Source organism: Crenothrix polyspora (assembly GCF_900163755.1).
In the GTDB taxonomy this organism is placed as follows: domain Bacteria; phylum Pseudomonadota; class Gammaproteobacteria; order Methylococcales; family Methylomonadaceae; genus Crenothrix; species Crenothrix polyspora.
In genome coordinates, this window is the sequence record NZ_FUKI01000147.1 from 13,668 (window position 1) to 29,147 (window position 15,480).

Annotated in this window: 14 protein-coding genes; 10 read left to right on the forward strand and 4 right to left on the reverse strand. The window is 46.6% G+C overall.

From position 1 onward, the window contains the following. Positions 1-209 precede the first annotated feature (209 nt). The 6 genes from CRENPOLYSF2_RS15045 to CRENPOLYSF2_RS15070 all read left to right on the forward strand — a co-directional run bounded on the left by CRENPOLYSF2_RS15045 (position 210) and on the right by CRENPOLYSF2_RS15070 (position 6,960). Complete coding sequence (locus tag CRENPOLYSF2_RS15045; protein WP_087144772.1) at positions 210-686, forward strand: formate dehydrogenase subunit gamma; 477 nt, start codon at positions 210-212, stop codon at positions 684-686. After that, complete coding sequence (locus CRENPOLYSF2_RS15050; protein WP_087144773.1) at positions 683-2,221, forward strand: formate dehydrogenase beta subunit; 1,539 nt, start codon at positions 683-685, stop codon at positions 2,219-2,221. Before CRENPOLYSF2_RS15045 ends, CRENPOLYSF2_RS15050 begins: the two co-directional genes overlap by 4 nt. A gap of 110 nt (positions 2,222-2,331) precedes the next feature. Next, complete coding sequence (locus CRENPOLYSF2_RS15055) at positions 2,332-2,784, forward strand: DUF29 domain-containing protein (protein ID WP_087144774.1); 453 nt, start codon at positions 2,332-2,334, stop codon at positions 2,782-2,784. Between the two features lie 258 nt (positions 2,785-3,042). After that, on the forward strand, positions 3,043-5,895 hold the full coding sequence (fdhF, locus tag CRENPOLYSF2_RS15060) for a formate dehydrogenase subunit alpha (protein WP_087144775.1): 2,853 nt from the start codon (positions 3,043-3,045) through the stop codon (positions 5,893-5,895). Next, complete coding sequence (gene fdhD / locus CRENPOLYSF2_RS15065; protein WP_087144776.1) at positions 5,888-6,727, forward strand: formate dehydrogenase accessory sulfurtransferase FdhD; 840 nt, start codon at positions 5,888-5,890, stop codon at positions 6,725-6,727. Before fdhF ends, fdhD begins: the two co-directional genes overlap by 8 nt. Positions 6,728-6,738: 11 nt before the next feature. Beyond that, a complete protein-coding gene (locus CRENPOLYSF2_RS15070) occupies positions 6,739-6,960 on the forward strand; it encodes a formate dehydrogenase subunit delta (RefSeq protein ID WP_245808022.1) in 222 nt (73 codons plus the stop codon). Between the two features lie 84 nt (positions 6,961-7,044). Here CRENPOLYSF2_RS15070 and serS read toward each other — a convergent pair whose 3' ends face one another. From serS to crcB, 3 genes are read right to left on the reverse strand one after another with little or no spacing between them, the layout of a single operon-like run. Continuing rightward, the gene (serS, locus tag CRENPOLYSF2_RS15075) at positions 7,045-8,325 is read right to left on the reverse strand and encodes a serine--tRNA ligase (protein WP_087144777.1); all 1,281 of its coding nucleotides are present in this window, start codon (positions 8,323-8,325) and stop codon (positions 7,045-7,047) included. 55 nt (positions 8,326-8,380) lie between these two features. Beyond that, a complete protein-coding gene (locus tag CRENPOLYSF2_RS15080) occupies positions 8,381-8,929 on the reverse strand; it encodes a DUF1003 domain-containing protein (RefSeq protein ID WP_087144778.1) in 549 nt (182 codons plus the stop codon). Positions 8,930-8,953: 24 nt separating this feature from the next. Next, positions 8,954-9,676: a fluoride efflux transporter CrcB gene (crcB, locus tag CRENPOLYSF2_RS15085; RefSeq protein ID WP_087144785.1), complete on the reverse strand. Its 723-nt coding sequence runs from the start codon at positions 9,674-9,676 to the stop codon at positions 8,954-8,956. Positions 9,677-10,161: 485 nt separating this feature from the next. On the opposite strand from crcB, the gene CRENPOLYSF2_RS15090 reads away from it, so the two are divergent. After that, positions 10,162-12,147, forward strand: a complete 1,986-nt coding sequence (locus tag CRENPOLYSF2_RS15090) for a glycoside hydrolase family 5 protein (RefSeq protein WP_087144779.1) — start codon at positions 10,162-10,164, stop codon at positions 12,145-12,147. A 90-nt stretch (positions 12,148-12,237) separates the two neighbouring features. Here the strand turns inward: CRENPOLYSF2_RS15090 and orn are convergent, their stop codons facing one another. Continuing rightward, positions 12,238-12,783, reverse strand: a complete 546-nt coding sequence (gene orn / locus CRENPOLYSF2_RS15095) for an oligoribonuclease (protein ID WP_087144780.1) — start codon at positions 12,781-12,783, stop codon at positions 12,238-12,240. Positions 12,784-12,859: 76 nt separating this feature from the next. Between orn and CRENPOLYSF2_RS15100 the strand changes: the two genes are divergently transcribed. Genes CRENPOLYSF2_RS15100 through CRENPOLYSF2_RS15110 form a run of 3 tightly spaced genes read left to right on the forward strand, consistent with a single transcriptional unit; the run spans position 12,860 to position 15,430 of the window. Then, positions 12,860-14,101 (forward strand): M48 family metallopeptidase, encoded by a 1,242-nt coding sequence (locus tag CRENPOLYSF2_RS15100; RefSeq protein ID WP_087144781.1) that lies wholly within the window; start codon positions 12,860-12,862, stop codon positions 14,099-14,101. Between the two features lies 1 nt (position 14,102). Beyond that, positions 14,103-14,972: a ribosome small subunit-dependent GTPase A gene (gene rsgA, locus CRENPOLYSF2_RS15105; protein ID WP_087144782.1), complete on the forward strand. Its 870-nt coding sequence runs from the start codon at positions 14,103-14,105 to the stop codon at positions 14,970-14,972. A 35-nt stretch (positions 14,973-15,007) separates the two neighbouring features. Further along, positions 15,008-15,430 carry a hypothetical protein gene (locus CRENPOLYSF2_RS15110; RefSeq protein ID WP_087144783.1) on the forward strand — a complete coding sequence of 141 codons (423 nt, stop codon included), beginning with the start codon at positions 15,008-15,010 and terminating at the stop codon, positions 15,428-15,430. The last annotated feature ends 50 nt before the right edge of the window (positions 15,431-15,480 follow it).

Genomic DNA, 15,480 nt, shown 5'->3' on the forward strand with positions numbered 1-15,480 from the left:
AAACCACCTACAGACTGACACTTTTATCAGCCACGGTTTTGTAACTGACCATACATTATTTAAAAGCAGTACAAACGACTGCGAATGCACCATACTTTATGTATTTTTACACATAAATTTTTATGCTATGCTAGCGCCTGACAATTTTTGCGATACAACTAAAGATACAAGTTGTTCTATTGGGCACAGCCCACCAACGTGAGATAAACATGACCGAACCAAGCACTACGCAGCTGACTGTGCAAAAGATAGCTACGGCTCTTAAAGACAAACCAGGCGCTTTGTTACCCATTTTGCACGGTATACAAGACACACTCGGCTATATACCCCCAGAAAGCGTTGCCGATATTGCCAGTACGCTCAATCTTTCGCGTGCAGAAGTGCATGGTGTCATCAGTTTTTACCACTATTTTCGTGATACCGCGCCAGGTAAACACACGGTTCAGCTGTGTCTTGCCGAGTCTTGCCAAGCAATGGGCAGCAAAAAACTGGCAGCCCACGTTAAAAGCACCCTGGGTATTGATTTTCATGAAACCACTGCCGACGGCAAATTCTCTTTGGAGCCGGTGTATTGCTTGGGCAATTGCGCGTGTTCTCCTGCCATGCAAGTTGGTAAAGATATTTATGGCCGCGTGTCGCCACAATCGTTTGATGATGTCATCAGTGCGATAGGAGCAGGTGTATGAGTATCACAGTCTATGTCCCGCGTGACTCCAGCGCAATCTCCTTAGGCGCAGACCGCGTTGCCGCTGCCATTATTCAAAAAGCCCAGCAACGATCTATTGATATAAAATTAGTGCGTAATGGTTCACGGGGCTTATTTTCGATGGAACCGTTGGTGGAAGTTGAAACCGCGCAAGGCCGTATTGCTTATGGCCCCGTACAAGCATCTGATGTAGCAGCATTATTTGATGCCAACTTTACCCAAGGCGGCGAACATGCGCTAAGCCTAGGCTTAACCGAAGAAATTGCCTATCTTAAAAAACAAGAACGCTTAACTTTCGCCCGTGTCGGCATTACCGACCCTGTCAGCTTGGAAGATTATTTAAGCCACGACGGCTACCGTGGTTTAGCCAATGCGCTGAAACTCTCGCAAGCCGATATTGTCAAACAAGTCACTGATTCAGGATTACGTGGCCGTGGTGGTGCGGCGTTTCCAACCGGCATCAAATGGAACACCGTACTGAACGCGCCAGGCGAACAAAAATACATCGTCTGTAACGCGGACGAAGGCGATTCTGGCACTTTCTCTGATCGTATGGTCATGGAAGACGATCCGTTTGTCTTAATAGAAGGCATGACGATTGCCGGTATCGCGGTGGGCGCAACCCAAGGCTATATCTACCTGCGCTGTGAATACCCACACGCTTACCAAGCTTTGAATGAAGCCATTGCCAAAGCCCATGCGGCAGGTTATCTGGGTGACAATATTCAAGGCAGCGGTAAGACATTTGAATTGGAAGTACGCTTAGGCGCAGGCGCATATATTTGCGGCGAAGAAACCTCATTACTGGAAAGCCTGGAAGGCAAGCGTGGCCTGGTGCGCTTTAAGCCACCCCTGCCTGCCATCAGCGGCTTGTTCGGCAAACCTACGGTAATTAACAATGTTATCTCACTGGCCACCGTGCCGATTATATTGGACAAAGGCGGCGAGTTTTACCGTAATTTTGGTATGGGGCGTTCACGCGGCACCTTGCCCATCCAGTTGGCGGGTAATATTAAGCACGGAGGTTTAGTCGAGTTGGCCTTCGGTTTGACCTTGCGTGAATTGTTATACGATTACGGTGGTGGCTCGGCAAGCGGCAGACCGATTCGTGCCGTGCAAGTCGGTGGACCATTGGGCGCATATTTGCCGGAATCCCAATTTGATACGCTGGTGGATTACGAATCTTTCGCAGCCATCTGGGCGGTATTGGGGCATGGCGGCATCGTCGTGTTTGATGATACCGTGGATATGGCGGAAATGGCACGTTACAGCATGGAATTTTGTGCGATAGAATCATGCGGCAAATGTACGCCGTGTCGTATAGGTTCAACGCGCGGGCGCGAGGTGATTGAAGATATTATGGCCGGTAAAGAGCTGGCCAAAAATGTGCCGTTGCTACGCGATTTGTGTAACACGCTGCTGAATGGTTCGCTGTGCGCTTTGGGTGGCATGACACCTTACCCTGTGCTAAGTGCGCTAAATCACTTCCCAGAAGATTTTGGGATAACCGGATAAGTGAAGTGCTTGGCTTTCGTTACCTCTATCTGATTTGCTAACTATAATACGGGTTATTACTGAGCGCCGTTTCTCGAAAATATACATTTTAGAAGATTAAAATCAACGCTATGGAAACAACAGCTGATTACAACAAGGATTTTTATGCCTGGCTAATTAAAAGTGCTGAATTATTGCGTAATAATCGGTTTGCTGAAGTGGATATTGAGCAGGTTGCAGAGGAACTGGAGGCCATCAGTAAAAGCGAAAAACGGGAACTCATGAGTCGCTTAACGGTTTTGTTGGCGCACTTGCTAAAATGGCAATTTCAATCGGCGTTGCGCTCCAGAAGTTGGAAAAATACAATTTTAACGCAACGCATTGATATTTCAGGCCTGCTTGAGGACAGTCCCAGTCTGCAATATGACTTGGGTGATAAATTAGCTGTCGCCTATGAAAAAGCGAAACTGAGTGCGGAAGATGAAACGGGAATAGATAAAATACATTTCCCCGAACAATGCCCTTATAGTTTTGCACAGATACTGGAGAAAGATTTTTTTCCAGCAGATGAAAGCAACAGATAGACCATATTGTGAAAACACCAACGCAGGTTCGTAGCGTTTATGCGCACCATGTGACGGTGAATATTGTTGAATTACTGACGAGAGACAATAGGCATGATAGATTTTTAGCCAGTGTTTTGGCAACAGATGACTCTGTTATTGAAAATAAATTAACAGTTATAAATCCCTTTGAAGCATTTTAATGCGCTTCTGACGGAAAGAAACAATGCAAGCATAACGGCCACAATAGTCGCCAAACAATGATACGAGGAACCCCCGATGAGCATCAATAAACAACAAGATTTTGGCACGCCGGCATCCGCTGCGCTGCAAACGGTTACCTTAGAAATCGATGGTTTTAAGGTTACCGCGCCGGTCGGCACCTCGGTTATGCGGGCAGCGGCCAGTATCGGTATCGACATCCCCAAATTATGTGCCACTGACAGCGTAGAACCGTTTGGCTCGTGCCGCTTGTGCGTGGTGCAAATTGAAGGCGGGCGCGGTATGCCAGCCTCTTGTACCACACCGGTGGCCGAAGGTTTAAAAGTATCGACCCAAAGCCCTAAGCTGGCCGACGTGCGCCGTGGCGTGATGGAATTGTACATTTCCGATCACCCACTGGATTGCTTAACTTGTTCGGCCAACGGCGATTGCGAATTGCAGGACATGGCAGGGGCTGTGGGTTTGCGCGAAGTGCGCTACAATCCCGCCGGTGAAAACCACCTGAGCGCGGTTAAAGATGAAAGCAACCCGTATTTTAGCTTTGACCCCAGCAAATGTATCGTGTGTTCGCGCTGTGTACGGGCTTGCGAAGAAACCCAGGGTACATTTGCGTTAACCATTGATGGTCGTGGTTTTGATTCTAAAGTCTCACCCAGCCAAAACCAATCTTTTTTAAGTTCTGAGTGTGTATCCTGCGGTGCGTGTGTGCAAGCCTGCCCAACCGCTACCTTAATGGAAAAATCAGTTATCGATCACGGTCAACCGGAACACGCTATCGTCACTACCTGCGCATATTGCGGGGTCGGTTGTTCGTTTAGAGCCGAAATGAAAGGTGAGCAAGTCATTCGCATGGTACCGAATAAAGACGGCCAGGCTAATCACGGCCATTCGTGTGTCAAAGGCCGCTTTGCCTTTGGTTATGCCACCCACAAAGACCGCGTCACCAAGCCAATGATCCGCGCCAACATCAGCGATCCGTGGAAAGAAGTGAGTTGGGAAGAAGCGATTAACCACGCCGCTTCCGAATTAAGACGCTTACAAGGCAAATACGGCAAAGATTCCATCGGTAGCATCACCTCGTCGCGCTGCACCAACGAAGAAGTGTATTTGATGCAAAAGCTGACCCGCGCCGGTTTTGGCAATAATAACGTGGATACCTGCGCCCGTGTCTGCCATTCGCCGACTGGTTATGGTTTAAAGCAAACCTTTGGCGAATCGTCCGGTACGCAAGATTTTGATTCGGTGATGGAAGCGGATGTGATTATGGTGATCGGGGCTAATCCTACCGATGGCCATCCGGTATTTGCCTCGTTAATGAAAAAACGCCTGCGTGAAGGTGCTAACCTGATCGTGGTTGATCCACGGCAAATTGATTTGGTAAAAACCCCGCACGTTGCGGCCGATTATCATTTAAAATTGCGCCCTAGCACCAACGTGGCGTTAATGAACGCTTTGGCTTATGTGGTCGTCACCGAAAATTTGGTTGATGAAGCCTTTGTTAACGAACGCTGCGATATGGCATCATTCAATAAATGGCGTAGCTTTATTAGCCAAGACATGCATTCGCCTGAAGCCGCCGAAACCATTACCGGTGTACCGGCTGCCGATGTCAGAGCCGCCGCACGACTGTATGCGACCGGTAAAAATTCTGCTATCTACTACGGTTTGGGTGTAACAGAACACAGCCAAGGCTCCACCACGGTTATTAGCATTGCTAATTTGGCGATGGCAACCGGCAATCTGGGGCGTAAGGGCGTGGGCGTTAACCCTTTGCGTGGCCAAAACAACGTGCAAGGTTCGTGCGATATGGGTTCATTCCCGCATGAATACCCAGGCTACCGTCACGTATCCGATGATATTACCCGTGGTCTGTTTGAAACAACCTGGCATAAGGAATTAAGCCCTGAACCTGGCTTGCGTATCCCCAACATGTTTGAAGCCGCCATCGATAAATCCTTTATGGGATTGTACGTGCAAGGCGAGGACATCGCGCAATCTGATCCAGATATTCAACACGTCCATGCCGCGTTACGCTCTATGGAATGCGTGATCGTGCAAGACTTGTTCCTGAATGAAACCGCCAAGTTTGCTCATGTGTTCTTCCCTGGTTCATCTTTCTTAGAAAAGAACGGCACATTTACCAATGCTGAACGGCGTATTTCGCCGGTACGTAAAGTGATGACTCCGTTAGCAAAATATCAGGATTGGGAAGTCACGCAAATGCTGTCCAACGCGATGGGTTACCCGATGAATTACAACCACCCATCAGAAATTATGGCGGAACTGGCCAGCTTAACGCCGACCTTTGCCGGTGTCAGTTATGAAAAAATTGATCAACTGGGCAGTATTCAATGGCCGTGTAATGATGAAACCCCGAATGGTACGCCAATTATGCACAAGGATGAATTTATGCGTGATGATGGTAAAGGCTTGTTCATGTTAACAGGCTACGTGCCGACCGCTGAAAAAGTCACGCCGAAATTCCCGTTGATCCTAACCACCGGTCGTATCTTGTCACAATATAACGTGGGCGCACAAACCCGCCGTACTGACAACAATGTTTGGCATGCCGAGGATATTTTAGAAATTCATCCGCACGATGCCGAAGACCGTGGCGTGAACAACCAAGACTGGGTGGGCATTAAAAGCCGTTCCGGCGAAACCGTGTTACGCGCACTGATCAGCGAACGTGTACAGCCAGGTATTGTCTATACCACGTTCCATTTTCCAGAATCGGGCGCCAATGTCATCACTACCGACAACTCGGACTGGGCGACCAACTGCCCTGAGTACAAAGTGACGGCAGTACAAGTCACTAAAGTCAGCCAACAATCTGAATGGCAAAAGGATTACCAAGCTTTTTCTGAAGATCAGCTGGATTTGTTAGCCCAAGGCATGGCGCATGATTGATGGGCCTTGCCCAGAGCTTGGCTGGCCAAGTTATCAGCAAACCACCGTTGAGCGCTGGCAACACGGCCAACATACCAGCCAGCTGGATTATATTGCCGAAGAAGTCCCCGTAGTACTGGTTTACAACGGGGTATCGCATGTGGTTATGTTGACGACCCCGACTAATCTTGAAGACTTTGCACTAGGCTTTAGTATTACCGAAGGCATTATTACGTCACCGCAAGAATTTTTGTCGTGCCACAGGCATACGCGTTCTAAAGGCATCGAAATCAGTATCAAGATTCCCGATGAACGTTTTGTGTGTATGACCGATAAAGGCCGCAATTTAACGGGGCGCACCGGCTGTGGTTTGTGTGGTGCGTCGTCTTTAAAACAAGCCATTCGTCAACCTAAGCCTGTTAAGCGCGGGATAACGTTATCGGATCGTGAGCTGATGCTAGCATTGGGCAAGCTCCGAGAACAGCAGAATATCAATCTGCTAACCGGTTCGGTACATGCCGCAGCGTGGGCAACACCGGATTTGGGTATCGTGGCGGTTCGGGAAGATGTTGGCCGACACAATGCGCTGGACAAATTAATCGGCTGGTTGCTGCGCACCGGCCAAGATCCTGCCAGTGGTTTTGTTATTGTTACCAGCCGTGCCAGTTATGAAATGGTGCAAAAAACCGCGTCTGTGGGCATTAGCTTATTAGTTGCCGTGTCTGCCCCCACTGGTTTGGCAATACGCATAGCCTATGAATGCGGTCTGACACTGATTGGTTTTGCGCGTGACGAGCAGCATGTGGTTTATACCCATCCATCTCGCTTAACGCACACCCATTACCTTATTTAATTGAGTGAATTATGTCCAATAAAACTGAAAAACTTGTAAAAATGGCTAACGACATCAGCAATTTTTTTAATGCTGAAAGTAATAAGACTCTAGCTGCTGAAGGCGTTAAAAAGCATATTATGCGTGCGTGGGAGCCTAGAATGCGTAAAGAAATTATCGAATATTCGCAAAAAGACGGTACCGGCTTAAGTACTTTAGCAACAGAGGCGATTAAACTGCTGGCTATTGATTAAAAAGATGATTTAGACACCTTTAATATCGGCTGCTTGCTGGGTTTACAAGAAACAGCCGAGGTGTCTTGAACTACTGGTTACAACTTACAATGCTTCAATCACTGTCAATCCACCCATATAAGGCAGCAAGGCTTCAGGTATATGAATACGGCCTTCCGCATCCTGATAATTTTCCATCACGGCAATCAACGTTCTACCCGCTGCCAGTCCTGAGCCATTCAGCGTATGCACCAACTCAGGTTTGCCGGTTTCAGGATTGCGCCACCGTGCCTGTAAACGCCGCGCCTGAAAGTCTTTAAAATTGCTGCACGAAGAAATTTCCCGATACGCGCCCTGCCCTGGCAACCACACTTCCAGATCGTAAGTTTTGCTGGCTGAAAAACCGGTATCACCCGCACACAACAACATTTTACGGTACGGCAGTTTGAGTTTTTTGAGGATCACTTCGGCATGGCCGGTCAATTCTTCATGCGCCTTGGCAGAATGCTCCGGTGCAACAATTTGCACAATCTCGACTTTTTCAAACTGGTGCTGGCGAATCATACCGCGCACGTCACGGCCATAAGCTCCTGCTTCACTCCTAAAACACGGGCTGTGACAAACAAATTTCAGTGGCAAGTCTTTGACATCAATAATCGCATCACGAACAATATTGGTCACCGGCACTTCGGCGGTGGGGATTAAATACAAGGCCGGATCGCTGTTGACCTTAAAAAGATCATCTTCAAATTTAGGCAATTGCCCGGTGCCGCGCAAGCTGTCGGCATTAACCAGAAACGGCACATAAGTTTCGCTGTAACCGTGTTCGTCGGTGTGGGTATCCAGCATTAATTGAATGATAGCGCGTTGCAAACGTGCCAAACCACCGTTTAACACCACAAAGCGGCTACTGGCGATTTTTGCACCCCATTCAAAATTAATCTGCTTAAGCTGACTGCCTAAATCGACATGATCTTGAGCGGTAAAGCCAAATTCAGGCAGTTCGCCCCAGCAATAGATTTCAAGATTAGCCGCTTCATCTTTACCTTCTGGCACAGACTCATCCAGAATATTAGGAATGCCTTCCATCATTAAAGTCATTTGTGCCTGAATGTCGCTCAGCTTGGCTTCGGCTTCCTTTAACGCATCCCCCAAATGCTGTACCTGATCCATGAGTGGTTGCGTATCTTCGCCTTTAGCTTTCGCCTGACCGATGGATTTGGAACGGCTATTGCGCTCGTTTTGCAACTCTTGCGTTTTAACCTGTACGTCTTTGCGCTGCGCTTCCAATTCGGAATACAATTCGGCATTAAAGTTAAATGCACGTCTATTCAATTGCTGGGCGACGAAATCAAGCTCGGTTCTAAACAAACGCGGGTCTAACATAGTTTTTATTACCTCAATAAAATAAGAGAAGGGACGTGTTGTGGTATTGACTAAATTATGGGATTTTTGCCAATACTTTTTCTAATAGTTTTAACTGATCGGCCTGAATAGCCATTAACTCATTCCATTGATGTTCTCGTAAGGTATCTATTTTTTCATGCAATAACATGATTTCAAGCTCAGCTTTAAGATTAACTTCGTAATCATGCTCAGCATTTAAACGGTCTTTTTCAGCATGTCGGTTCTGTGACATCAAAATAATAGGCGCTTGAATAGAGGCCAGCATGGACAAAAATAGATTTAAAAGGATATACGGGTACGGATCAAATGCTTTGTGATAATTAATCAAAATATACGAATTTAAAATCACCCAACAGATTAAGGTCACTGCAAAAATCAGTATAAATGTCCATGATCCACCAAAGTTAGCGACGACATCAGCCGCGCGCTGCCCCATTGTTGCGGTATCCTCAAATTCTTTTGAGAGATTTTTTGATATGTGCTTACGTTCTGAAATATGACGCGCAACTTTTCGCGTACGTGCATCCATTAATTCATAGGTTGAGCCGATGAATTTTTCGGTGCTATCGTGTTTATCGTGCATTTTTTACCCTGCTAAAAATTAGCGCTATGTCATTAATGTGACAGCTGCCCCACTTGCCAAAACACCTAGCCACAAAGCTCCCATACAGATTAGGGTATTTGCAGCAAACACTGCTAGCATTACTTTGGCATGCTGCACAAGACTATAGCCGTGTTCAATTAAATACAGCACTACATACAAACCCGACAAGGTTAAATATGCACCCATTGTAATGATTATAATAGCGGCATGATACTCAACAGGCAGCGCGACTTTTTGCGACAGGGTAGCAGCAATCAATCCGATAAGAAAAGCAATCAGCGTATTCACCACCAGCATGGCATAAGGCATCATGCCGCCCTGCCAATGTACCACCGCATACGTATGAGAAAACAAATACCGACCCAACAACAAACCTATCCACACCACAAACACGCAGGCAATAACACTGCCAAAAATATTAACCAGTGCTTTGCTAATATTTCCCTGTTCGAGCAAATATACTGTGTCCAGCGCAAAAGTAGAAAACGTGGTAAACGCACCGATAAAGCCCACTAAAATAGCCGTGCGATATTCCAGTGCAATCGCCACCCGTTGCAGCACCAAGGCTTCTGTCAGTAAGCCCAACAAGAATGACCCAAACAAATTAACCGTCAGCGTACCGTAAGGAAAACCACGCCCCAGCCATTGATAAACACCTGTCGATACCAAAAATCGCAGTATCGAACCACACGCACCACCTAATGCCAAACCTAGCAAGTGATTCATGTTACGACCTTGTTTATTTTCATCTACGCAAAGCAAAAAAATGGAAGAAATCTAACCTTAAAAACGCCTAATATAGCACTTCCGATTATTGTACCAAGCAAATGACTGGCTTGTGTCGGTTTCACCGATTCAAAGATAAATAGTCTGATAGCCAGTAACAAAACCCGATGAAATCGAGAGAAAACTGCATAAAAAATATTAATTATTAGCAAGTAAATAATAAATATTGTTAAATAATATAATTTTATGTATAAATAACAATCAATTTATTTTATGCAGCGTCCCAAAAATAACGCCTCCCGTTCAAAGTAGAGTGTATTTTTTCTGCTATACCTATTAGGGTTACGGCTAGCGTTATAAATGCTTTTAAAATTGTTTTAACAGGCCTATCCTCGCTTGGCCAGTAAAAAACATAAGGCGAAGCGACCATAAAGCCGTAATTAAACAGATAGAAATTAATCACTCAATAACAGGGGCATTTCATTATGAAAACATGGTTACGAAACGTGCTGCTTGCAGGACTTGTCATCAATGGCAATACAGCACAGGCTTATTCCACCGATAATGGTGCGATTTATGATGGCTCCGGTCAATCTGTGCAACTGCGTGGTGTTAACTGGTTTGGCTTTGAGGTGCAAGATCATGTGGCACACGGTTTATGGTCACGCAACTGGAAAGACATGATCCTGCAAATGAAGTCTTTGGGCTTTAATGCGGTCAGAATACCGGTTTGCCCGGCTACGCTGCATGGGGCTAGTGTCACCGGTATTGATTACGCACAAAATCCCGATCTGGCCAACAAGAACTCGCTGCAAATTCTCGATCTGGTACTGACTGAATTTGACCGTCAGGGCATGTATATTCTGCTTGACCATCACCGTCCTGATTGCAATGCTATTTCAGAACTGTGGTATACCGGCTCTTACAGTACACAAAACTGGATAGACGATCTTGTGTTAATGGCCAATCGCTACAAGCTGTTACCGCACATGATCGGCATCGACCTGAAAAATGAACCGCACGGTGCAGCTACCTGGGGAACAGGCAATGTTGCCACCGACTGGAACACCGCCGCAGAATCGGCCGCTGCTGCCATCAATAAAGCCGCTCCTGATCTGTTACTGTTTGTAGAAGGCATTGAAAATAATCCTTCCTGTAGCGGCTCTATCAACCATTGGTGGGGCGGCAACCTGGAAGCATTAAACTGCACGCCTTTGGCAATTCCTAGCAACCGATTGGTACTTGCGCCACATGTGTATGGCCCGGACGTGTATAACCAGCCCTATTTCAGCGACCCCAATTTTCCAAATAATATGCCCGCGATTTGGGAAGCCCACATCGGCCAGTTTATGAACAAAGGCTACACGATTGCTATCGGTGAAACCGGTGGCCGTTATGGGCACGGCGGCAGTGCCAAAGATAAGGTATTTCAGGATGCCTTGGTTAATTATTTAATCAACAAAAAAATCGCCCATTTGTTTTATTGGTCATGGAATCCTAACAGCGGCGATACCGGTGGTATTCTTCAGGATGATTGGCGTAGCATCTGGCAGGATAAGGTGGATTTACTAACCCGCTTATGGAACGGTACGGGCACATTAGAACCTGCCGCTTGTTCTGACGGACTTGACAACGATAAAGACGGACTGGCCGATTTCCCTGCCGATAAGGGCTGTACTTCCGCAACAGACCGTGATGAAACCGATCCATTACCGCCGCCGTCCGCCGCTTGTGCAGATGGGCTGGATAATGACAGCGATGGCCTGATTGATTATCCCAAAGATTCAGGCTGTACTTCGGCAACCGACAATGACGAGTACAACGCGCCACTGCCGCCGACTAAAACCCAGTTACCGGCCACCGTCAGTATAACCGCAGACTGGGTAACAGGTTACTGTGCCGATGTGAATGTTACCAACAATACAGTCAATAAAGTGGAATGGACAACGCTGTTTAAAGTACCCGGAATCATCAAAAGTTTCTGGAGTGGCATCTATACCAAAACCGGAGACGATGTAAAAGCTTCTGGGCTGGACTGGAACAAAATCCTTAATCCGGGCGCTTATGCCAGCGTAGGCTTTTGTGCTGACCGTCCGGTCGTTACCCCAAAAAACGCTTGCGAAGATGGCAAAGACAACGACGCTGACGGCTTAATCGATTACCCCAAAGATCCTGGCTGTTCTTCAGCAACCGATAATGATGAAACCAATTCAGCCTCCGGCAGTGTAACCGCCACTTTAAACACTACGTCAGATTGGGGCACGGGTTATTGTGCTAACGTGGATGTCAAAAACACCGGCGCAACAACAGTACAATGGCAAATTAGCCTGACCATACAAGGTAAGGTGAGTAACGTGTGGAATGCCATTTATACGCAAAGTGGTAACACGTTAACAGCTAAAGGCGTGAGTTGGAATAGTTCGGTATCGGCGAACGGCACAGTACAATTTGGTTTCTGCGCTAATCGCTAATCAGGCTGGAAGCACGCCGATATGCAGTAGCGCGACCTTATTCGCAGTTTGAAATCCACCGACCAATAAAAGCCGGTGGATTAAGCCCTTTTAAACCCGAATAAAATGCTCACGGTAGTAACGCAGTTCTTCAATCGACTCAATCACATCAGCTAAGGCTTGGTGCTTGGAATCTTTTTTAAAGCCCTCTTTTACAGCCGGAGCCCAGCGTGCCGCCAGTTCTTTCAATGTTGACACATCCAAATTACGGTAATGAAAATACGCTTCCAAAGTCGGCATATAACGCCATAAAAATCGCCGATCCTGACCGATGCTATTACCACAAATCGGTGATTTCCCCTCTGACACCCATTGTTTTATAAATTCCAGAGTCAGGCGCTCAGCTTGTGCCGTATCAATCGTCGATGCCATCACCCGCTCAACCAAACCCGACTCACCATGATGCTTTTGATTCCACTCATCCATCGCCGCCAACGCAGCATCCGGTTGATGCACTGCCAGAACAGGGCCTTCTGCCAGTATATTTAAATCTTTATCGGTCACCACGGTGGCTATTTCAATGATGACATCAGTGTCAGGATTAAGCCCCGTCATTTCAAGGTCTATCCAGATAAGGTGCTGAGGATTTTGCGTCATGAGTTGATTTCTTTGTATTCAATGTTATGGTTAGTGTAGCATTGTCATAAATTCTTAAACCGGATAATTTTAACCCATGAACACATTTACATTTGTTTTTTTACTGGCAGTAGCCATTTCGTTTGGTGTGCATTATTGGCTGGCGCAGCGCCAAGCAAGCTATGTGGCTGAACATCGTTCTGCCGTACCTGATGCCTTTAAAAACACGGTATCGCTGGAAGCGCACCAAAAAGCCGCAGATTACACCCTGGAAAAAGGCAAACTCGGCAAGATAGACAGCATTATCGGCCTTATCGCCTTATTGCTGTTTACCTTGGGCGGCATCATCAACGCCATTTTCAACTACTGGGCGGGCGAGATTAGCTCACCTATCTTTGCAGGTGTCGCTGCAATCGCTACCACATCACTATTAATGATGTTAGTTGACATTCCCACTAGCCTGTACCAAACCTTTGTTATCGAAGAAAAGTTTGGCTTCAATAAAAGCACAATAGCGCAATTTGCTAAAGACCAGTGTCTGCAACTGGGTTTAAGCGCCGCGATTGGTTTGCCGTTATTAGCATTAATTTTATGGGTCATGGACGGCGTAGGTTCTAGCTGGTGGGTCTGGGTGTGGGCGATTATGATGGGCTTTTCGTTATTGATTAGCTGGTTATTTCCTACCGTGATTGCCCCGTTATTTAATAAATTTACCCCAATGGAAGAAGGCTCATTAAAAAGTCGGATTCAAGGTTTGCTAGAACGCTGCGGCTTCAACAGCAATGGCATTTTTATTATGGATGGTTCCAAACGCTCAGGTCATGGCAATGCTTACTTTACCGGCCTTGGCAATAACAAGCGCATTGTATTTTATGACAATCTGGTCAACTCGTTAGACGATGAAGAACTGGAAGCGGTGTTAGCACATGAATTAGGCCATTTTAAGCGTAAACACGTTATTAAAATGCTGGTAGCCAGCTCTATTATGAGCTTAATCAGCCTAGCCATTTTAGGCTGGCTAATTGATAAGCCTTGGTTCTTTAATGGCCTGGGCGTTGATCAGGTTTCTAACGCGGTGGCTTTATTGTTGTTTATGTTGGTGTCATCGTCATTTACCTTCTTTATGCAGCCGATCACCGCGTATTTTCAACGCAAATTTGAATTTGAAGCCGATGATTTTGCCGCCGCTAACGCCAAAGCCAGCAAAATGATCAGTGGTTTGGTCAAGTTATACGAAGAAAATGCCAGCACGTTAACCCCCGATCCTCTGTATTCTGCCTTCCATTACAGCCACCCACCTGCGGCCATCCGTATCGCGCATTTAGAAGCCAAAGCTTAGGATGACACATAACGAAGGCTTGGTAATTGCCCATTTGGGTCAGGGAATTGCGGTTGAATACAACAATCAAATCATACTGTGCCAAACCCTGCGACGGCTGGACACCGTCGCGGTGGGTGATCGCGTGTTATGGTCACGGGCATCGGAAGACCAGGGGCGCATTGAGGAGATTTTGCCCCGCCGCTCGGTATTGGTACGCCCGTCCAAAAGCGCCAAAAGCCGACCAGTGGCCGCCAATATTGATACCATTTTTGTGGTGTTTGCGGTAGAACCGCGCTGCGACTTTCTGTTACTGGATCAATATCTGGCGATTTGCGAAAACCGAAATATTGATGCGGCTTTGGTGCTCAATAAAACCGATCTGCCGCTGTCTGACATGATTGAACAAGAATTGCGGGTGTACGAAGATTTAGGCTATGCGCTGTACCGCGTCAGTGCGGCCAGTGGCGCTGGCATGGCAGCACTTAAGCAGGCATTAAAAGGCCAGGTAAGCTTGTTTGCGGGGCAATCCGGTGTCGGTAAATCATCATTAACCAATGCTATTTTGCCGGACAAATTACTAAAAACCAACACGGTTTCCGCCACTACCAAACATGGCCGCCATACCACTACCGCTGCAACCTTATATCATTTGCCTGATGGTGGTGATTTAATTGACAGCCCTGGTGTGGCTATTTTTGGTTTGGCGGAATTGTCTGATGCACAACTGGCTTACGGTTACCGCGAATTTCAGCCGCTGATGGATGAATGTCAATTTAACGATTGCAGCCACACCCACGATAAGGGCTGCGCAATACTGCCAGCGGTTGAAAATGGCACGTTGTCCATCAGTCGCTATCAGCGGTTTTTAAAATTGAAAGAGAAAATGTAGTTCTTCAACGTTTGTAACGGGCAGGGAATCGTGCCATGAAAAAACTCATTTTAATGTTGGTTGGCGGATTTTACTGTTTTATTCTCTACTTAAGTGTTGTGTGGGTATATCACTTTGGTGCTCTTAGAATTGAAATATTTGCAGCCTTCTCTGCTGTCATGCTGGGGTTCACGTTCTATCTGCCGATGCGTACAGAATGTCGTTATGCGATTGCAGCACATTTGTTAGTGATTGCCAGCGTATCTATTCCAACAGATGTCTACGATATGACAGCAGCAAAGACCATTCCCTATGGCTATCCCTTTCGCTTTATGACGCAGGATCATACTGAATGGCTAGAAGTTACCGTGCTTGATGGCGGTGTCCACTTTCCTTATACAGAAAGATTTTTACCCACGGGAGACATGGGCTTGGAATACATGCATATGCAGATAAATTACTGGGCAATGCGGGTGTGATTAAAAGTGCGGGGATTCTGTAGAATACCGTTATTTGTTTTGACAAAACC

Bases quoted from the DNA above. Each gene is read 5' to 3' on its own strand.
- CRENPOLYSF2_RS15070 (WP_245808022.1), top strand. From the start codon at position 6,739: ATGTCCAATAAAACTGAAAAACTTGTAAAAATGGCTAACGACATCAGC.
- CRENPOLYSF2_RS15055 (WP_087144774.1), top strand. From the start codon at position 2,332: ATGGAAACAACAGCTGATTACAACAAGGATTTTTATGCCTGGCTAATT.
- CRENPOLYSF2_RS15050 (WP_087144773.1), top strand. From the start codon at position 683: ATGAGTATCACAGTCTATGTCCCGCGTGACTCCAGCGCAATCTCCTTA.
- CRENPOLYSF2_RS15100 (WP_087144781.1), top strand. From the start codon at position 12,860: ATGAACACATTTACATTTGTTTTTTTACTGGCAGTAGCCATTTCGTTT.
- rsgA (WP_087144782.1), top strand. From the start codon at position 14,103: ATGACACATAACGAAGGCTTGGTAATTGCCCATTTGGGTCAGGGAATT.
- CRENPOLYSF2_RS15110 (WP_087144783.1), top strand. From the start codon at position 15,008: ATGAAAAAACTCATTTTAATGTTGGTTGGCGGATTTTACTGTTTTATT.
- orn (WP_087144780.1), bottom strand. From the start codon at position 12,783: ATGACGCAAAATCCTCAGCACCTTATCTGGATAGACCTTGAAATGACG.
- CRENPOLYSF2_RS15090 (WP_087144779.1), top strand. From the start codon at position 10,162: ATGAAAACATGGTTACGAAACGTGCTGCTTGCAGGACTTGTCATCAAT.
- CRENPOLYSF2_RS15045 (WP_087144772.1), top strand. From the start codon at position 210: ATGACCGAACCAAGCACTACGCAGCTGACTGTGCAAAAGATAGCTACG.
- fdhF (WP_087144775.1), top strand. From the start codon at position 3,043: ATGAGCATCAATAAACAACAAGATTTTGGCACGCCGGCATCCGCTGCG.
- crcB (WP_087144785.1), bottom strand. From the start codon at position 9,676: ATGAATCACTTGCTAGGTTTGGCATTAGGTGGTGCGTGTGGTTCGATA.
- serS (WP_087144777.1), bottom strand. From the start codon at position 8,325: ATGTTAGACCCGCGTTTGTTTAGAACCGAGCTTGATTTCGTCGCCCAG.
- CRENPOLYSF2_RS15080 (WP_087144778.1), bottom strand. From the start codon at position 8,929: ATGCACGATAAACACGATAGCACCGAAAAATTCATCGGCTCAACCTAT.
- fdhD (WP_087144776.1), top strand. From the start codon at position 5,888: ATGATTGATGGGCCTTGCCCAGAGCTTGGCTGGCCAAGTTATCAGCAA.